Raw genomic sequence first — 16,368 nt, forward strand, 5'->3', positions numbered from 1 at the left:
GAAACTCGGAATGAATTCATATTACCGGGACCATTATCATCTGAACTGACGGACAAATGGTTAAATATACTTGAGAAGTTATCTAGAAGGTGTATCCATAAGTTTATTCAATAATTCAGAAAATCACTCGTTTTGCCAAATTTAAAAGAAAACAACTAGCGACAAACAAATCGATTATTGTTCTATCGCTTGATTGCGTTGATTGACTTGTGTATGGATAAAGTGAACGAAAAATAAAGCGTCATATCTCGGTTGGCTGGAGGGTTAAATGAGCATTTCTATTCAAAAGGTTCCATACGGATCTGATCTTGAGAAATTCGTTAACTCAGCATCAATATCATTAAAGATAACCTCACCGTACATAACTTTTAAAGGAATTCAGTACATCACAAAATCTAATATTGTTCCTAAAAAATAAAGCATTAGACTGACAACGGCGTTAAATCGACCGAATACCAGCCTTGATCGATGGTTGTAATATGAACAAGAACGGACTGCCGCGGCTAAGTGGCAGTCCGTTATGCATCCGAAGTATCGTCTGAAACACTCCTATAGAGGCATCCCATATCGTTGGTTATAGTATATATTTTTTGTAGAAGTGATAACTTCGTACCATGCCATAACGGAATTCATAATGGCATGAATGATTGCATTTACGAAAGGAGAAATCATGGTGGACCAAACAACATTCTGGGCTTTAGCAAAAAGCACCGTTAATCCGTGGTGGATGGGGAGCGGTTACGCGGCGTGCTCCTGGGCTTTAAAATAAATGTCAGCTAGAGAAGAGAGAAGTGCGCGGAAACGTTTTTTCAAGTCATTTCGATCGCTGCATTGGCGACTGACGCGATCCTATATGCTGATTAGCATTTTGGCCTGGCTCCTTGTAGAGCTTATGCTCCTCTTGGCGCTCGGGTGGGGAATGCATATGTCGCGCTCATTTTTGCTGACGAGTGCCTTGAAAAGCAATACGAATGTGGCTGGTTCTTTGCTGGCAGGCGATCGCGGACCCTATCGTGCAGGCTTGACTCTTTGGCTCCAGCAACAGCAGCGAGTCGTTGACAAAGTCTTTTCTTACACCGGCATACTTGCTGTCGTTGACCGGCAAGGGCGGGTTATCGCCTCGACAGGGGCCGGCATCCGCCCTCCTTCACAAGGAACGTTGCTGTCGGCTCAGCTCTCAAATCAGGCAGCGAATCTTTTGCAAACTTATCTCGACAGCCAGGGCGATGTCGGGCTGATAACGCATGAGAGCGCATCAACAGGGGTCGTCGCACTCGTACCACTCGAGGCAACGGATAAGCAGGCAGACGGACTTCTCGTTTTGCAAGCGAAAAACCTCAAGATTCACACCTCATTATGGCTTGGAATCGGCGGGACCTTCTTGCTTCCAGCCTCAGTTGTCATTGTTCTGTGTGTCGGAGCGGCAGGCGCCGTGTTTGGCGCAGTCACCTCCCGGCCACTCATCCGGCGGTTCGGCACTTTGGCGGATGCCGCCGACCATTGGAGCCACGGCGATTTCTCCGTCTTGGTGCAAGATCCCGGCGGAGACGAAATCGGACGGCTGACACGCCGCTTGAATCATATGGCCGAACAGCTTCAGCACCTTGTTCAGGTGCGCCAGGAGCAAGCCGCTTTGGATGAGAGGGGTAGAATGGCGCGCGATTTGCATGACAGCATCAAGCAGCAGTTGTTCGCGCTTTTCATGCAAATCAGCGGAGCGAAAGCACTTCTGCTGCAGGGAAAAGAAGGTGCGCTCCCCCGTCTGGAACAAGCAGAGGATTTACTGGGGCAGGTACAGGATGATCTCACGAATCTGATCCATGAGCTGCGTCCCGCCATGCTGGAAGGCAAAAGGTTTCCTCAAGCGCTGCGTGAGCAAATCGAGCAATGGGCAGAGAGAACAGGGATCGATGCTGTTTTTCAAGTCCAAGGGATGAATCCAATCCCGTTGCAGCTGGAAGAAGCCTTATACCGTCTAACGCAAGAAGCGTTGTCGAATGTTGCCCGCCACAGCGAGGCGCGTACCGTTCGTATTCAACTCATATTCGAACCGGATAGGACGACACTGGAGATTGCCGATAATGGCCGAGGGTGTCGTGTCTCAAGCAAAATAGGAAAAGGGATCGGTCTCCTTTCCATGTCTGAGCGGCTTCTTCCATTCGCAGGAGAGGTTCGCTACCAGAGCAAGCCGGAGCAAGGCTTTGTCGTGACGGCAACAGTGCCGGGCCAGAGGCAGCAGGACAATGAAGCATGATAGTGCATAAGTGCAGGGTCCTATAAGTGAAGGGAGCGTGAATACCGATGAAGGATGACATTCACATTTTGCTGGTTGATGATCATAGCCTGGTGCGCCACGGAGTTCGTTCATTTCTCGAAACGCAATCCGATTTGCGCATCGTGGGGGAAGCGGCTTCCGGAGAGGAAGCGGAACATCTTGTAGCCGATCTGGTGCCCGATGTCGTCCTGATGGATTTGTCGATGCCAGGAATTGGCGGGATTGAAGCGATCCGCAGGGTGAAGAAAAGCAGCCCCCATTCCCAGATTGTCGTGTTGACCTCTTTTCAGGAGGACGACTATATTTTTCCCGCTTTGCGGGCGGGAGCTCTTTCTTACGTGTTAAAAAATGTCCAGGCGGGTGATCTTGCTGATATTATCCGAAAAGCGCGTGGCGGCGAAGCATTTCTCCATCCGCGCGTGGCCGCGCGGGTAGTGCAGGAACTTCGTGAGGAACGAAAGGATATTCCGAACGTTTTTAATGATCTTACCGATCGTGAGCTGGAAGTATTGCGCCTTATCGCCCAGGGAAACGCCAATGCGGCTATCGCGCAAGCGTTGGGCATCAGCGAGCAAACAGTGAAGGGGCATGTCAGCAATATCCTTGGCAAATTGCAACTGGCGGATCGGACCCAGGCGGCTGTCTTTGCTTGGGAACAAGGCGTCGTTCAGCGAAAGCGCGGAGATGTATAGGATGCAGGGAAAAGAGGAGTGATGCGATTATGAACGAACGAAATGAAAGGATGCAAACAATGGGTGAGAAATGGACGGGATACAGCGCATGCGCCTCGGCGTTCGGGCTTGGCGTTCTCCATTTTATCGCCAACCTCATCGGCTTCATAAATGCTCCTGCTGCGGAACAGAAGATAGGACTGTTTTTCGCATGGGGTATGCTTCCCAGCCTCATCTGTTTCATATTCGCAGCGGCTGCAATGGCGCTTGTCCGCTTCTGGGGCGGAAGAAGATGGTTCCGGGTAGCGCTTGCGCTCACATGGACCGCGTTTGCAATTATGAGCTTACACGATGTCTGGCATCTGATTCTCGCGGTGCAACGCAAAGACTTCACGATTTTCCTTCACATATTAGGGCCAGGTCCATGGTCTCTGATTGGAGCGGTCTTGTTTGGTCTAACCGCGTGGCGTGCACGGCGCAGATTGATAGACGGCATGACAAGGGAGGCGTGATAGATATGCATTCGCAAACTCAACATTCGCAAGCAAAATCGCTGGTTTGGTCAGGTTACGCAGTTTTTATTTGGTCCTTCGTTTATATGTTTCCACACCTTTATTGGGCTTTAGGCGGCAAGATGGGGGGGAGCATACTAAAACCCAATACAATACAATCTATCCATTTTGATTTGATTAATTGGATTGCATCCGTATTTCTAACCGTTGCCGGACTTATTGGTCTTGCATTTATTTATTGGAGTAAGGGCAGAGTTTCTAGTTATATGTTGCTATTTATATCCTGGGCAGGATGTTCGTTAGCCGCTTCGCACGGCATTTATGGAATTGTTTATAGAATACTTCAAATCAGAGGGGTAGTCGGGTTGGAGTCGGGATCATTTGACATCCATGAAGATGCCTATGTGTTGTGGGATCTAGTGCTCTTTGAACCTTGGTTTTTAATCGAGGGGATTTTATTTGGCATAGTAGGGTACTGTTTCTTGAAAAAAGCCCGCAGCAGAAAAATCTGGCTGGCGGCATGCATTTTCGGCATTATTATCGGTTTGGTCACTGGGATTATGGGTGTGCGATTTGCATAAGCATCATCTCTGTGTTCCTGAAGGATGGGAAGGTGGACAGTAAAGGTCTGACAAAATCGTTTCGGGGGAAGTTATCGCATATTCTGCAAACTTTAGTATAAGGAGCGGATGAGGTACATCGGTGTTACTACCAATGCAAAATGTCCAAAGGATGACAGGGCAAGTTGTCATTGGAATGCGTCTCCAATAGTTGAAGTTTGCATCTGTTAGATCCGAGAATCCCTTGGCTGGATAGCTAGGACGATATTTGCAGGTTCTAAAGATGGATTCCGCATAAGGGTTGTCATTACTTACTTTTAGACGGCTTCTTGAAGGCGTGAAGCCGAGTTGATATAGGGTTTCTAGTAGCGATAACTCCTTCGTAGGACTGCCATTGTCTGAGTGCAGCACAAGCGGCTGTGGCGAAGGCCTTCGCTGTTCGGAAAGCATACCTCGTCTAACTAGTAAACTAGCATTCTCAGCAGATTCTTCAAGCCATACATCCCATGCGATAATCTTCCGACTATATAAATCGAAGATGAGATAGAGATAGTAATAGATGCCTTTAGCCGGTCCGGGAAGCCAGCTGATATCCCACATCCAAACTTGATTGGGACCCCTTCCGCGATGGTGCTGCATATCTGCATCTTTAAGACTCGGTAGAACATAGACTCTGATGCGATATAAACACCTTCGTCAGCAAGTCGAGGAACGATTTGACTGGGTGGAGGACTCTTGAACGCTGCTTGATTGACCGTCTGGACGATCGTTTCTCTTTCTTCATTGCTCAGCTTGTTTTTGGGCGTTGGTCGTTCCACTAGCGACCGCTGATCCTCATTTGGTGTGAGTGAGGTCACTTCTCCAGCGTTGCAGGCTTCTCTGGCTAATGCCTAGCTCCTTACAAGCAAGTGGTTTTCTTGCTCCACTAACTGCTTCTTTAATCAGTATAATAGCTGTATCGCGATCTGAGGCACTGATCAGTCGTCCTCGTTGTCCCCCAAAATTGCATTGGCCTTTTTTCTGAGCACTAGCAGAGCAGCAGTTTCAGCAAGTGCCGCTTCCTTGCGCCGAAGCTCTCGACACAGGTTTCCAACTTTCTTTTTATGGAAATTCCTAGCGGTTCCACACTTTCTATTTTAAGTGTTTATCACGTGCCGCAGCAAACCCAGTGAAATCAACCCAAATGGTTCCAGAATTTTTTATCACCTGACAATAGTGATTCATTACAATAAAGTTTTGTTTTATATACAACCGAGAAGAGGACAACCAAGTATTTACATGGTTGTCCTCTTTTTAAAAGGTGATGATTTTCTAATGGCAGAAACAATGGGTCAGAAAATAAAAAAACTAAGACAAGCCAGTAATATGAACAAAATCGAGTTTTCTAAAGGTCTAGCAATTTGGTGTCGATATAAATTGGCTTCTTGGCGAATAAGAGTTAAAATATGAATGCATGTTTATGGATGCAAGTTCATGTCCCTTAACAGGGATATGAACTTGCATTGTTTTATAATAGGTACATGATAGAGGTGACCCTGCGTGAGAGATCAGAATTATTCGAAAAACAAACCTTATGAAGGCTTCCGATCTGATACCCCAAATGTTCTGCGCGACTCTCGTCTACCCGTTTTAATCTGGGTCATTTTAATTTATTTATCTGTATTGTCCTTCCAGATACCCATGTTTCCCATATTGCTCGAATTTATTATTTTTACAGGTCTCATTCTGATCCACATTTTGTTGCACTGGTATGCCGGATCCGTTGCCGATAAAAGGCCTTGGATCTATTTTGTGACACAAGGATTCATTGTTTGGGGTTGTGCGTTACTCATGCCTGAGGCTTATTCTGTCATCTTTGTAAGTTTATTGACGGTCTTGGTCGGACAAAGTATTGGTGTGTATTCCCAACGGCTCAAGGTGCTTTTGGTTTGTACCCTTTATTGTACTTTGTTTTCTTTTTCACTGGTTTGGCTCGGGACGACCGAGGATTTGCCAGCAACATTGCCATCGCTCATCTTCGTGATGGTTTTCGTAATCGGCTATGCTACTTTGTTCTATAAACAGGTACGTGTTAAATTGCGGACCCAGTTGTTTTTACGTGAATTGGAACGAGCACACAGGAAAGTGGAGGATCTAACAATTGCCAACGAACGTCAAAGGATGGCTCGTGATTTACATGATACCTTGGCACAAGGGCTGGCAGGTCTCATCATGCAGCTTGATGCCGTGGATGCGCATTTAGAGAACGATAATATGCATCGCGCTCACGAGATTGTTCAGCTGTCGAAAGCTCAAGCAAAGCGCACGCTTTCAGAGGCGAGAAGCGCTATTGACGACTTGCGTTCGTATTCCGCAAAGGTCATAGAAATTTCTAAAGCGGTGCAGGATGAGGCTGAACATTTCTCACATGCGACAGGGGTTCATATTTCCACACAGTTATCGATACCCCATTCGGTGCCGAAGTTGATCTTCGAACATAGCCTACACATCATCCGAGAATGCTTGGCCAATACAGCTAAATATGCCAACGCGACGAACGTAGAAGTCGTGGTTGCAGCACGAGAAAACGTAATCGAGCTAAGAATTACGGATGACGGAATAGGGTTCGATACCAACCTGATCGGGAAACAATCCGGTAGCTATGGTTTAATTGGCCTATATGAACGAGCCAGAATTATTGGAGGGGATATCAAAATCGAAAGCGGAAAGCAAGGAACAAAAGTTTCTGTTCGCATTCCATTACAACAGGAGGACACCATCTTATGACAATTAAGATTCTTATCGTGGATGACCACCTAGTCGTTCGTGAGGGACTTAAGCTGATCCTGGAAACCAATCAAAGGTACGAGGTAGTCGCAGAAGCATCCAACGGTGTGGAAGCGCTCCGACTGGTGGAGGCATACAAGCCGGACATTATTCTATTGGATTTGAACATGCCTGAGATGGGCGGCTTAGATACCATGACAGCGTTCAAAGCTAAAGGACTCGATATCCCTGTCATTATTTTGACTACCTATAACGAGGATGAAATGATGAACCGAGGACTGGCGTTAGGTGCCAAAGGGTATTTGCTCAAGGATACGGGAAGGGAGATGATATTTCGCTCGATTGATGCAGCGATGAGGGGGGAGACGTTGCTTCTTCCGGAAGTCAGCGAGAAAGTATTCGGTAACAAGACGTCAATACAGGCGAAAGAGTCATCCTCGGCGAAGACATCTCTTACAGACAAAGAATTGATCGTGCTTCAAGCGATTGCCCGTGGGTCTCGAAGCAAAGAGATCGGATTCGATATGGGAATATCCGAACGGACAGTAAAGGCTCATTTAACCAATATTTACAATAAATTGGGAGTTGATTCGAGATCGCAGGCCGTCGCCGTGGCGGTAGAGCGTGGGATCCTGCATTTATAATCGAAAATTTCATGGATTTGCCCGATCGTACAGTAGGGGGATGCCCTTTTGTACGATTTTTTATTTTTCTCCTCAACTTATGATGGATGTATGAATGAAAGAGGAGTGAGTGTTAGATGGCAGAAAAGCTTTACAAACTTGGGAGATGGTGCGTCAATAATCGCGGGAAGACCATATTATCCTGGGTACTTATCTTGGGTATAATCGTCACGTTAGGCGTGTCTTTTAATGGCGAGAAATCGGCAACAATGTCAATACCGGGAACGGAATCGCAAAAAGCCAATGATCTGTTGTCGAAAGAGTTTTCATCCGGAAATAATGAACCAGAGGGTGGAACCGTTCAAGTCGTTTTCAAAGCACCCGAAGGAAAAACGCTTGAAGATGAAAAAATAAAAGAGGCTGTCATGTCGTTTATCGATGCCTCCAAAAAAGATCAAGAAATCATTGCAGCCATGGACCCCTATACGCTGGGAACCGTAAGTCAGGATAAACGGATCGGTTACGCCAACTTGACTTATGGTGTTGCCGCAGAAGATGTTCCTCAAGAATCAAAAGATCAAGTCTTGATTAATATTGATATCACCAAAGATGCAGGTATTCAGACGGAGTTAAGTGGAACCGTCCAAGTTGCCGCCGGTCATGGCGGTGCTAGTGTTGAATTAATTGGTATGTTGGTTGCCTTTATGATCCTTGCCATCACATTTATGTCCATGCTTATGGCAGGAATCCCGATACTAATAGCCGGTGTTGGTGTCGTTGCAGGAATTATGCTCATAAATTTCGGATCAGGTTTCATTTCCATCGGTAGTTCCTCAACTGCATTATCGACGATGTTAGGTCTTGCTGTAGGGATTGACTATGCACTGCTCATTATTTCCAGGGTTCGGCAGGAAGCGAGCAAACGATCAGACACAACTGAAGCGATAGCTATTGCTACTGCTACTGCAGGAAGTGCCGTTATATTTGCCGGTCTGACCGTCATTATTGCACTTGTAGGCTTGGCTGTGGTTAACATTCCGTTTCTTACCGAGATGGGTATCGCCGCTGCATTAACGGTCCTTATGGCGATGGCTGTTTCCATTACACTTTTACCTGCACTTCTTTCCTTGATGGGTAAGCGTATCATTCCGAAAAGAAGAAAAGCGGCAGCAAAGCAGCGAACTTCGAATGTATTTGGCTTTTGGGCACGTTTTGTTTCGCGCTTTCCAGTACCCGTAATATTGGTATCTCTTATATTGATAGCAGCTATGTGTTACCCTGTGCTGCACATGAAAACAGGACTTCCCGATAATGGGACAAGATCCATCGAAACGACCGAAAGAAGAGCTTATGATCTCTTGGCTGAAGGATTTGGGTCAGGTTTTAACGGCCCCATTACAGTCGTAGTGAATTCTTCCGACAGCGAAATAACAAAGCAGGTTGCTTCCGTCGTTGGGGAAGAAATCAGCAAACTGGACGGCGTTGTAAGTGTATCACAGCCATTCTTCAATCCATCGGAGAAAGTATCGATCCAAACATTAATGCCAAGTGACGGGCCATTAGCAGATCAAACTCTAAAGCTCGTTAAATCGGTAAGAAAACACAATTCGGAAATTGAGGAAAAGTACCAAACAGACATTATGCTTACAGGTGTTGCCGTTATGAATATGGATATAACGGATAGTTTAAATAACGCTTTGCCAATTTTCATCGCAACTATTGTAGGGTTAGGCTTGATTATCCTTGCTCTTGTGTTCCGCTCCATACTGGTTCCCATAAAGGCGATAATTGGTTTTCTGTTTACGATATTCTCTTCTCTCGGTGCTGTTGTGCTTGTTTTCCAAGACGGGTATCTAAGCGAATTATTTGGGATAACGAACGTAGGACCGCTTTTGAATTTCCTTCCTATACTAGTCGTAGGGATCGTATTCGGATTAGCCATGGATTACCAAGTTTTCTTAGTATCTCGTATGCGAGAGGACTACAGTCACAGCGGTGATGCTAAGAAATCGGTTATTTCCGGTATGGAACATAATGGTCTAGTCGTAACGCTTGCGGCACTTATCATGATTTCTGTATTTTGCGGCTTTATCTTTATGGATGAACCAGTCATTCAATCCTTGGGTCTAGCCCTTACGGCTGCGGTATTCATTGATGCGTTTATCGTTAGAATGACGTTCGTACCTGCCGTAATGGCTCTAATGGGAAAATCGGCGTGGTACATTCCAAAATGGCTGGACCGCGTGCTGCCGAAGGTAGATATTGAGGGTGAAAGCATGGTTTCCAAAAAAGGCGATCAGAAGGCAAGTTAGTCTCTGCGGTCTAACAATCAGGGTAAAAAATATAGGGCTGCCGAGGTATCAACATGGCAGCCTTGTTTTAATAGTTTGATGTGAAATTACAAAGTCGTTTAAAGTAGGGAGATAGTAGTGGTAAAACAAAAAACGAAGACAAGATTCTTATTTGTGATAATCCTTTTGGTAATGGTAATAAGTTCATTAGGCTTTCTGGCTACTTTTATGGGTGCCTCAACAATCAGGTATGATAATAAAGTCAAAGGAAATGACATCCGAGTTGCTGCTGTTGGGGATAACATAACTTATGGATTTGGGGTCGTTAACTGGTATAAGAAAAATTATCCCATCACATTACAGAACCTGCTTGGTACCGGATATAATGTGAAAAATTTCGGTTATAGCGGCAGAACTGCGTTGACCACAGGTGATAATCCATATGTTGATGAGAAAATTTATCAGAAGAGTTTAAACTACTTACCGAATATTGTTGTCATTATGTTTGGAACTAACGATTCAAAAGTACAAAATTGGAAAAGTAAAGAGGAGTTTAAAGAACAATATCGGAAACTTCTGCTATCCTATATTCAGTTAGAATCAAAACCCGTTGTCTATCTCTGTACACCCGCTACTCCCTATTATGTAAATGGCAAAACTGAAGGCCCTATGAAATTCAACATACAGAAGGATAAGGTAGATGAAGTCGTTGAAGCTGGCAAGGAATTGGCTGATGAGCTTGATTTAAAAGTAATAGATATTAATGAAGTAACGAAGAACCATCGACAATGGTTTATAAAAGATGGAATCCATCCAAATGCAGACGGAGCAAAAGCAATTGCAAATGCAGTATATGATGCCATCACTATAGGCTAAACATAGGACATATGCTGAAGACAAGAAGCTAAATGAAATTGCCGCCGCTGTTCACTTTTTGTGCAGTAGCGAGAGCTCATACATTACCGGTACCGATTTGCTTGTAGAAATCGGCAATATCGTACCACTCATTGTTTCGATTGTAATGGTGAGCCATCCATTTTAGCCGGTTTTTCAGGCAATAATTTGTTTAGGAGGTAGATATTATGGCTAACAAAAAATATATTGGCGTGAAAAATACTAAGGGGAATACGTCTAAATAAAATAATTATATAGCGATTCCCCACATTTGAAAGGGGAAAATCATTTGAATCAAGCATTGTTAATTATTGATGCCCAACAGAAATTAATTGATGGGAATCGAGAAGAAAGAGCGGTTTTTAATAAAGAGCAACTTATTAGGAATATCAATTTAGTGATTGAAAAAGCATCCGATGTTCCAATTGTCTTTGTAAGGGATTTGGATGTTGCTGAAGATAAAGGAAAAGGGTTTCAAGTTCACGATTTAAAAAAGGCAGGATCGGACAGCTCCGTATTCGGCGTCCCAACAAAAAGCGTATTTCCGCCAACATCTGTTATCATAAATCGTCTATCATCAGCCAAGTCTTTCAACTTTGAAATTCGTGGGATGCCGGAGCGGGGGATTTTTCCGGTATGTTTCTTCAGCCCAGAAGTGAACTCTTCGTAGATCCTATTTACATCATCCACTTCTAAATAGCACATAGATGGATTTTCACTTGGCAATGTTCGCTTGCTTCCATAAAAATGCATCTCGAGTGTACCGTACCTTACAACGGCATAGGGATTGGGTCGATTGTAAATTTGAATGGTGGTAAACCCCAGATTTTCGTAAAAGGCCACCTGCTCCTTTATGGATGGACATGGCAAAATAGGCTTGATTTTATTCGTAAACATTCAACTCCTTTACATTGTATACGTGAATTTAGCTTACACTCCTATAGTACAACATTCGTGCAAATGCTAAGGTTTGTAATTGAATGTGTTATTGTACGAAGCTGAGACAATCAAAACCCGTCATATGCTTAAATTTTCAATTGTAGATTTTATGAGATGGGCTATTTCCTTTTCCTCAGCACAGCCTCCACCATTCTAATATTAGGCTCGATATCCGCCCACCGGTTCATGCAGTGGTACAGAATCATTTCCAGATCATTCTCTCTCTGTTCGGCGTCCAAATTTCTGCAGAGGATATTCATCAACCAGTTGGTTAGATTTCGAAGCTGATTCCGGTAGCAATAGAATCGGATTATATCGAGATTGACCGATACGGACCGGCCGAGCTGCCGCTCATAAGCGGAAAAGAAGACTTCGAATTTCTCCCCGAGATACCCGACCAAATCAAGCTCAGGAGGCGCAAGCTGCGCGGATTCCCAATCGATGAGATACAGTTCATTGTCTGCAAATATGAGGTTCCCTCCCCACAGATCCCCGTGACACAAAACCATTTTCTTTGGATCAGCGGCGGCGGCTTGGCGAAGCTCATGAACAAGATTCAGCATAGCTAGGATTTGATCCTGTTTCGGGAGAACCTGTTCTTGTAACGACTGCCGAATGGGATCATCCCACGTTACTGTGCTTTCAAGAAGAGAGAGGCATTTCATCAGAGCGGGTACGAAGGAAATATCATAGGTCTCTTCAGACAGCATCGAACAGTCCAGGTGAGAGGTGATCTGCTGAAGCTGCGCTACCGATCTGCCTATGGCTTCTAGAATTATATTCGAAAAAGGATACGCCTCTGCTAATGTTTCTCCTTCTATGAAATGAAATAGCACAGCCGTGCATTCACTTAAGGTTACTGTGAATTCGTCACTCAGCGTTTTAATGGGATAGGTCAGATTTCGAAAAAGCCCCTCTTGATACATACTCCTGGTTAACGGTAAGTAATATTTCAATCGCTGGATGCCTCTTCGATGACTATCATTCGCATGGTCAAATAATTTCAGATAGTATCGTTCTCCAGACATGCCATTCACCTGATAGGAGTAAGCTGAGTCCCCGATCGGGATAAAGCTTAAGCTCGCTGTATGGATGCCATATTCTTGATCGAGCTTCTTCATCAAGATCGATTCATCGATGTGATAGCGCTGCTTCATGACCGTTACCCACCTCTTAGTTTCGATTAGTTAAATTATACGCAAATGGAAATCCATAATATAGGGTATAGAAAGCTTTTTTCTGGACTGCACGGTCTTCATTTGAGTTATTTGGTTATAGTCTGGCAGAAGCGGGCGAGCTTGTTTGTGTAGAAAATGGTTATACGTGTTTGTTATATTTTCGTGAAGGTTACTTGCAGACGAGAAGCACGTCATGCTGAACGGCTTATACAAATCGTATCATCTATTAAGCGCTGCAATAATTATCGGGATTGCGGCTGCAACCTTTTATTCGCTTATCACGGACGATTCTCAGCTTTTCTCGATCATTGTCATGTGTATGATTCTGCTCGTCGTGAATGGAAGGTACTTATTAACGATCCGCAATAAATAGCAATCAGGGCTGCCATTGGCAGCCCTGATTAATGTCAGCGAGATATCGAAGCGCGAATACTGCCAGAACCATCAACCGGCTCGCTGCCGCCTGCAGCGCCGGTTCCTTTCTTATAATCGGTCGGGTACACGCTCGTAAGCTTGTGAAAGACGTTGGAAAAGTATTGGACGTTGCTGAAGCCTACGGCAACCGCGATTTCACCGGCCTTCATATGCGTTTCGGTGAGCAGCTGCTTGGATTTCTCGATTCGCACGCGATTGAGATAGGCGGAGAACATCTCACCGGTCGCCTTCTTGAATAACTGGCCCAGATACGCTGCATTGAAATTAAACTGCTGGGACAACGTCTTGAGCGACATTTCCTCCCGGTAATGGCGGTCGATATAGTCGACCACCTTGATAATAGCGGGATGGGCATCGAAGCTGGCATCGAAGGACTGCGGCAGCCCGCAGTCTTTCATCCGGCAAGCCTCCCGATAGCTCTCATGAACCGAGCGGTAATCGCGTACGATGGAGCCGAGCGAGATGTTAATATCGAGCTTCAAATACGTCTTGACGTTGTTCACGCATGCACCCAGCAGTCCATCCAGCCGCTGCGGATCAAGCGTATCTTCGCCATTCCATGCGAATAGTAGAATCGGGTCGCCGTTCAAACCGCTGAACAGCATGCAGCTGCCGTAATTCCCGATCGTCTCTGCACAAACATTCAGGATGGCGTATGAGAGCGGTCCCCACTGAGGCTCTTCGGCCAATGCCGAATCAGGGCCGGAAGCGGAGGGAGACGCACTGATCTGGCCGGCCTGGTAACAGTCGCAGCTTAGGTCGATATTCAGAAATTCGGCCCGGCTTGTCAGTTCGTCATTCCCGATATGGCCGGTAACCCAGCGGTATAGAATGTTTTCTTTCACGATGCTGTAGTTTTGCTTGTTCTGAATCGTCAGATGCATCTCATGATCGAGCTTCTCGATCGTATTCAGCAGCGTGCTCGACAGCTCATCCTCTTCCAGAGGCTTGAGCAAATAATTCTCGACTCCGTACACGACAGCCTTCTTCACCAGCTCGAATTCGTCATAGCCGCTCAACACGATGAACTTGACGTTCATGCCTTGGCTCTTGGCCCGTTCGATCAATTCCAGGCCATCCATGCCCGGCATCTTGATATCGGTAACGACGATATGGATCGTGCTTTGCTCCAGTATACGGAGCGCTTCTGCACCGTTGCTGGCGCTGCCGGCGATTTCCGCGCCATGCTCCTCCCAGTCGATTACATAACGCATACCTTCCAGAATTAACGGCTCGTCATCCACGATCAGAACCTTGTACATCGTCCCTGAGCTCCTCCTTCGATTTGGCCAGAATGGTCACGATAACCTCGGTTCCTTTCCCTTTCTCGCTCCGGATGCCTATTCCACAGTTGTCTCCGAAAATCAGCTTGATACGCGACTCCACATTCTGTAAGCCAATATGGCCGGATCCATAGGTGCGAGGCTGCTTCAATTGCCCCGTAATGGCAGCTAACCGTTGCGGGTCTATTCCTTGTCCGTTATCCGATACCGCAATGACAATGAAGCCGCCGACTTTGCGCCCTTGGATCGTAATGACATTGTTTTCTTTGCTTAGATCGATGCCATGGGCGATCGAATTCTCGATAATCGGCTGCAGCATATGCCGGAAAACAGCGAATTCGAGAATGTCGCCATCCACATCGAAGACGACGTCAAGCCGTCCTTGGAACCGGATATAGTACAGCTCCAGCAAGGATTGGCAATAGTTCATCTCCTCTTGGACGGTGACGATCATCTCGTCCTTAATGCTGCTCCGGAACAGCTTGGCCAATATTTTGATCATTCGGCCGGTCTCGGTATCCCGGGAGCTCAGCGCCTTCATCCGGATCGCTTCCAACGTGTTGTATAGAAAATGTGGGTTGATCTGCGATTGCAGGGCATACAATTCGGCTGTCTTCTGCTTCAATTCCGAATCCTTGCGGCGCAGCTCCAGCACGAATTCCCGTTTGATGTACTCATCCAGCCGCTGGCTCATCAGATTCAGATTCTGGGCGATAAGCCCGACTTCATCGTTAGGCCCCTTTACCGTTTTGGCGGACAGATTGCCCTTCTGTATATCCTTGATCATATGGAGGACGTCTTTGAGCCTGTTGGAAAAACGATTCGTGCTGAGCACAGTCAACACGATAATGATTAAGATACAGCCGAATGCGGCGAGGAGCACCATCCGATTAATGAACGTAACGCCCTTATTGAGCTCGTTGATCGGAATGATTCCGACGGTGATAAAGCCGTATTGGTCATCCTTGTTGACGTTGACAATGGACCGTTTGCTGTCGATAACGACGCTGCTCGAGGGGTTTTGCACTTGATCCCAATAAGGGAACGGCTCCTTGTAATACCGGCCGGATGAATCGTAGATGACATCGCCCTCCGGCGTCATGACGAGCAGGGTTCCGATAAAATATTTGCGGTATGGCTCATAAGCCCGTTGGAACGAGTCGGTATCGTACGTCAGAATCATATAACCGGAATAATCCGCGGGGTTGTCCGGGGTCCGGATGTAGTCGTAAATGCCATACAGGTTCACGGAGTTGCCGTTATTCGAGGCGGTAAAAGCGGGCAAAAAATACGTCTTCCGGCTGTTAATTCGCGAGCTGTCCTTGTTTCTCAGAAACTGCCGGATATCCTCGAAATAATTACCCAGCTTGATGCCTGAAGTATAGCGGGTCGTGCTGATCTCATAGTCGAACGCGCGATTCGTCATGACCATCTCCAATATATCAGGGTCATTGGGAAGGGCGGTATCCAACATGTAGCGGTTGATATACGCGGCTCTCTCACGCTGATCGCTCATGGTGCTCGGCGGGGAATTTGGAGCGGTTCCGCCTGCACTCAATGCCTCGAAGGCATCGTAGATCGTATCGGTTTTATCGAAGCCGTTCTTGATATACAGGTCCGTCATCATTTTCTTCAGCCTCTTGTTCTGGTTGTGAAAATGATCACCCACCAGCTGCAGCACCTGCTCATTATACGTAATGGCCTGTTCCCGGAGCAGGCCGGTTATGTTGGTCACGATGATATAGATCAGAATGCCGACTGTCACGATGATAATAGCAGAATACAGCAGCAGCAGCTTGTTGAAGAACCGGTTTTGTATATATTTGTCGATGATGGATCGTACGATTGTCCTACCTTCCTCTCCTGATCGGGAATAAACCGTCATGGAGAAGAAATTAGACGTGCAGGCCCCGGTTCCTGCCCCCGATGGCACCTACCTAT

General features: G+C 46.1%; 14 protein-coding genes and 1 pseudogene. 10 read left to right on the top strand and 5 right to left on the bottom strand.

Annotation, left to right across the window (positions count from 1 at the left end):
• The first annotated feature begins 925 nt into the window (after window positions 1–925).
• Genes NNL21_RS19675 through NNL21_RS19690 form a run of 4 tightly spaced genes read left to right on the top strand, consistent with a single transcriptional unit; the run spans window position 926 to window position 4,039 of the window.
• Window positions 926–2,254 (top strand): HAMP domain-containing sensor histidine kinase, encoded by a 1,329-nt coding sequence (locus NNL21_RS19675; RefSeq protein WP_204819673.1) that lies wholly within the window; start codon window positions 926–928, stop codon window positions 2,252–2,254.
• 47 nt (window positions 2,255–2,301) lie between these two features.
• The gene (locus NNL21_RS19680; protein WP_204819674.1) at window positions 2,302–2,967 is read left to right on the top strand and encodes a response regulator; all 666 of its coding nucleotides are present in this window, start codon (window positions 2,302–2,304) and stop codon (window positions 2,965–2,967) included.
• A gap of 29 nt (window positions 2,968–2,996) precedes the next feature.
• Complete coding sequence (locus tag NNL21_RS19685; RefSeq protein WP_204819675.1) at window positions 2,997–3,458, top strand: hypothetical protein; 462 nt, start codon at window positions 2,997–2,999, stop codon at window positions 3,456–3,458.
• A 5-nt stretch (window positions 3,459–3,463) separates the two neighbouring features.
• On the top strand, window positions 3,464–4,039 hold the full coding sequence (locus NNL21_RS19690) for a DUF3995 domain-containing protein (protein WP_204819676.1): 576 nt from the start codon (window positions 3,464–3,466) through the stop codon (window positions 4,037–4,039).
• Window positions 4,040–4,042: 3 nt separating this feature from the next.
• Here the strand turns inward: NNL21_RS19690 and NNL21_RS36810 are convergent, their stop codons facing one another.
• Window positions 4,043–4,657 carry a DDE-type integrase/transposase/recombinase gene (locus tag NNL21_RS36810; RefSeq protein WP_204819677.1) on the bottom strand — a complete coding sequence of 205 codons (615 nt, stop codon included), beginning with the start codon at window positions 4,655–4,657 and terminating at the stop codon, window positions 4,043–4,045.
• 900 nt (window positions 4,658–5,557) lie between these two features.
• Here NNL21_RS36810 and NNL21_RS36565 point away from each other — a divergent pair.
• The 5 genes and pseudogenes from NNL21_RS36565 to NNL21_RS19715 form a co-directional block, all read left to right on the top strand.
• Window positions 5,558–6,784: a sensor histidine kinase gene (locus tag NNL21_RS36565; RefSeq protein WP_204819678.1), complete on the top strand. Its 1,227-nt coding sequence runs from the start codon at window positions 5,558–5,560 to the stop codon at window positions 6,782–6,784.
• Window positions 6,781–7,428, top strand: a complete 648-nt coding sequence (locus NNL21_RS19700; RefSeq protein ID WP_204819679.1) for a response regulator — start codon at window positions 6,781–6,783, stop codon at window positions 7,426–7,428. The genes NNL21_RS36565 and NNL21_RS19700 overlap by 4 nt, the downstream gene beginning before the upstream one ends.
• 116 nt (window positions 7,429–7,544) lie before the next feature.
• Window positions 7,545–9,719, top strand: a complete 2,175-nt coding sequence (locus NNL21_RS19705; protein ID WP_204819680.1) for an MMPL family transporter — start codon at window positions 7,545–7,547, stop codon at window positions 9,717–9,719.
• Window positions 9,720–9,836: 117 nt separating this feature from the next.
• Complete coding sequence (locus tag NNL21_RS19710) at window positions 9,837–10,574, top strand: GDSL-type esterase/lipase family protein (RefSeq protein ID WP_204819681.1); 738 nt, start codon at window positions 9,837–9,839, stop codon at window positions 10,572–10,574.
• A 307-nt stretch (window positions 10,575–10,881) separates the two neighbouring features.
• Window positions 10,882–11,079: pseudogene (locus tag NNL21_RS19715) on the top strand (isochorismatase family protein); the annotation flags it as partial.
• On the opposite strand, the gene NNL21_RS37040 reads toward NNL21_RS19715, so the two are convergent.
• Both NNL21_RS37040 and NNL21_RS19720 read right to left on the bottom strand, forming a co-directional pair.
• A complete protein-coding gene (locus NNL21_RS37040) occupies window positions 11,073–11,489 on the bottom strand; it encodes a DUF8817 family protein (RefSeq protein ID WP_507176565.1) in 417 nt (138 codons plus the stop codon). The pseudogene NNL21_RS19715 and the gene NNL21_RS37040 overlap by 7 nt on opposite strands.
• A 161-nt stretch (window positions 11,490–11,650) precedes the next feature.
• Window positions 11,651–12,688, bottom strand: a complete 1,038-nt coding sequence (locus tag NNL21_RS19720) for a phosphotransferase (protein ID WP_204819682.1) — start codon at window positions 12,686–12,688, stop codon at window positions 11,651–11,653.
• Between the two features lie 214 nt (window positions 12,689–12,902).
• Between NNL21_RS19720 and NNL21_RS19725 the strand changes: the two genes are divergently transcribed.
• Window positions 12,903–13,082, top strand: a complete 180-nt coding sequence (locus NNL21_RS19725; protein ID WP_204819683.1) for a hypothetical protein — start codon at window positions 12,903–12,905, stop codon at window positions 13,080–13,082.
• 34 nt (window positions 13,083–13,116) lie between these two features.
• Here the strand turns inward: NNL21_RS19725 and NNL21_RS19730 are convergent, their stop codons facing one another.
• A complete protein-coding gene (locus tag NNL21_RS19730) occupies window positions 13,117–14,406 on the bottom strand; it encodes a response regulator transcription factor (protein ID WP_204819684.1) in 1,290 nt (429 codons plus the stop codon).
• Window positions 14,381–16,360 carry a sensor histidine kinase gene (locus tag NNL21_RS36570; RefSeq protein WP_204819685.1) on the bottom strand — a complete coding sequence of 660 codons (1,980 nt, stop codon included), beginning with the start codon at window positions 16,358–16,360 and terminating at the stop codon, window positions 14,381–14,383. The genes NNL21_RS19730 and NNL21_RS36570 overlap by 26 nt, the downstream gene beginning before the upstream one ends.
• Window positions 16,361–16,368: the final 8 nt, after the last annotated feature.

The organism is Paenibacillus mendelii (assembly GCF_024498075.1).
Lineage (GTDB): Bacteria > Bacillota > Bacilli > Paenibacillales > Paenibacillaceae > Paenibacillus_Z > Paenibacillus_Z mendelii.

What these genes read in the sequence shown, in the direction of transcription:
- NNL21_RS19675 (WP_204819673.1), top strand. Translation starts at nt 926, where the DNA reads ATGTCGCGCTCATTTTTGCTGACGAGTGCCTTGAAAAGCAATACGAAT.
- NNL21_RS19680 (WP_204819674.1), top strand. Translation starts at nt 2,302, where the DNA reads ATGAAGGATGACATTCACATTTTGCTGGTTGATGATCATAGCCTGGTG.
- NNL21_RS19685 (WP_204819675.1), top strand. Translation starts at nt 2,997, where the DNA reads ATGAACGAACGAAATGAAAGGATGCAAACAATGGGTGAGAAATGGACG.
- NNL21_RS19690 (WP_204819676.1), top strand. Translation starts at nt 3,464, where the DNA reads ATGCATTCGCAAACTCAACATTCGCAAGCAAAATCGCTGGTTTGGTCA.
- NNL21_RS36810 (WP_204819677.1), bottom strand. Translation starts at nt 4,657, where the DNA reads ATGCAGCACCATCGCGGAAGGGGTCCCAATCAAGTTTGGATGTGGGAT.
- NNL21_RS19700 (WP_204819679.1), top strand. Translation starts at nt 6,781, where the DNA reads ATGACAATTAAGATTCTTATCGTGGATGACCACCTAGTCGTTCGTGAG.
- NNL21_RS19705 (WP_204819680.1), top strand. Translation starts at nt 7,545, where the DNA reads ATGGCAGAAAAGCTTTACAAACTTGGGAGATGGTGCGTCAATAATCGC.
- NNL21_RS37040 (WP_507176565.1), bottom strand. Translation starts at nt 11,489, where the DNA reads ATGTTTACGAATAAAATCAAGCCTATTTTGCCATGTCCATCCATAAAG.
- NNL21_RS19720 (WP_204819682.1), bottom strand. Translation starts at nt 12,688, where the DNA reads ATGAAGCAGCGCTATCACATCGATGAATCGATCTTGATGAAGAAGCTC.
- NNL21_RS19725 (WP_204819683.1), top strand. Translation starts at nt 12,903, where the DNA reads ATGCTGAACGGCTTATACAAATCGTATCATCTATTAAGCGCTGCAATA.
- NNL21_RS19730 (WP_204819684.1), bottom strand. Translation starts at nt 14,406, where the DNA reads ATGTACAAGGTTCTGATCGTGGATGACGAGCCGTTAATTCTGGAAGGT.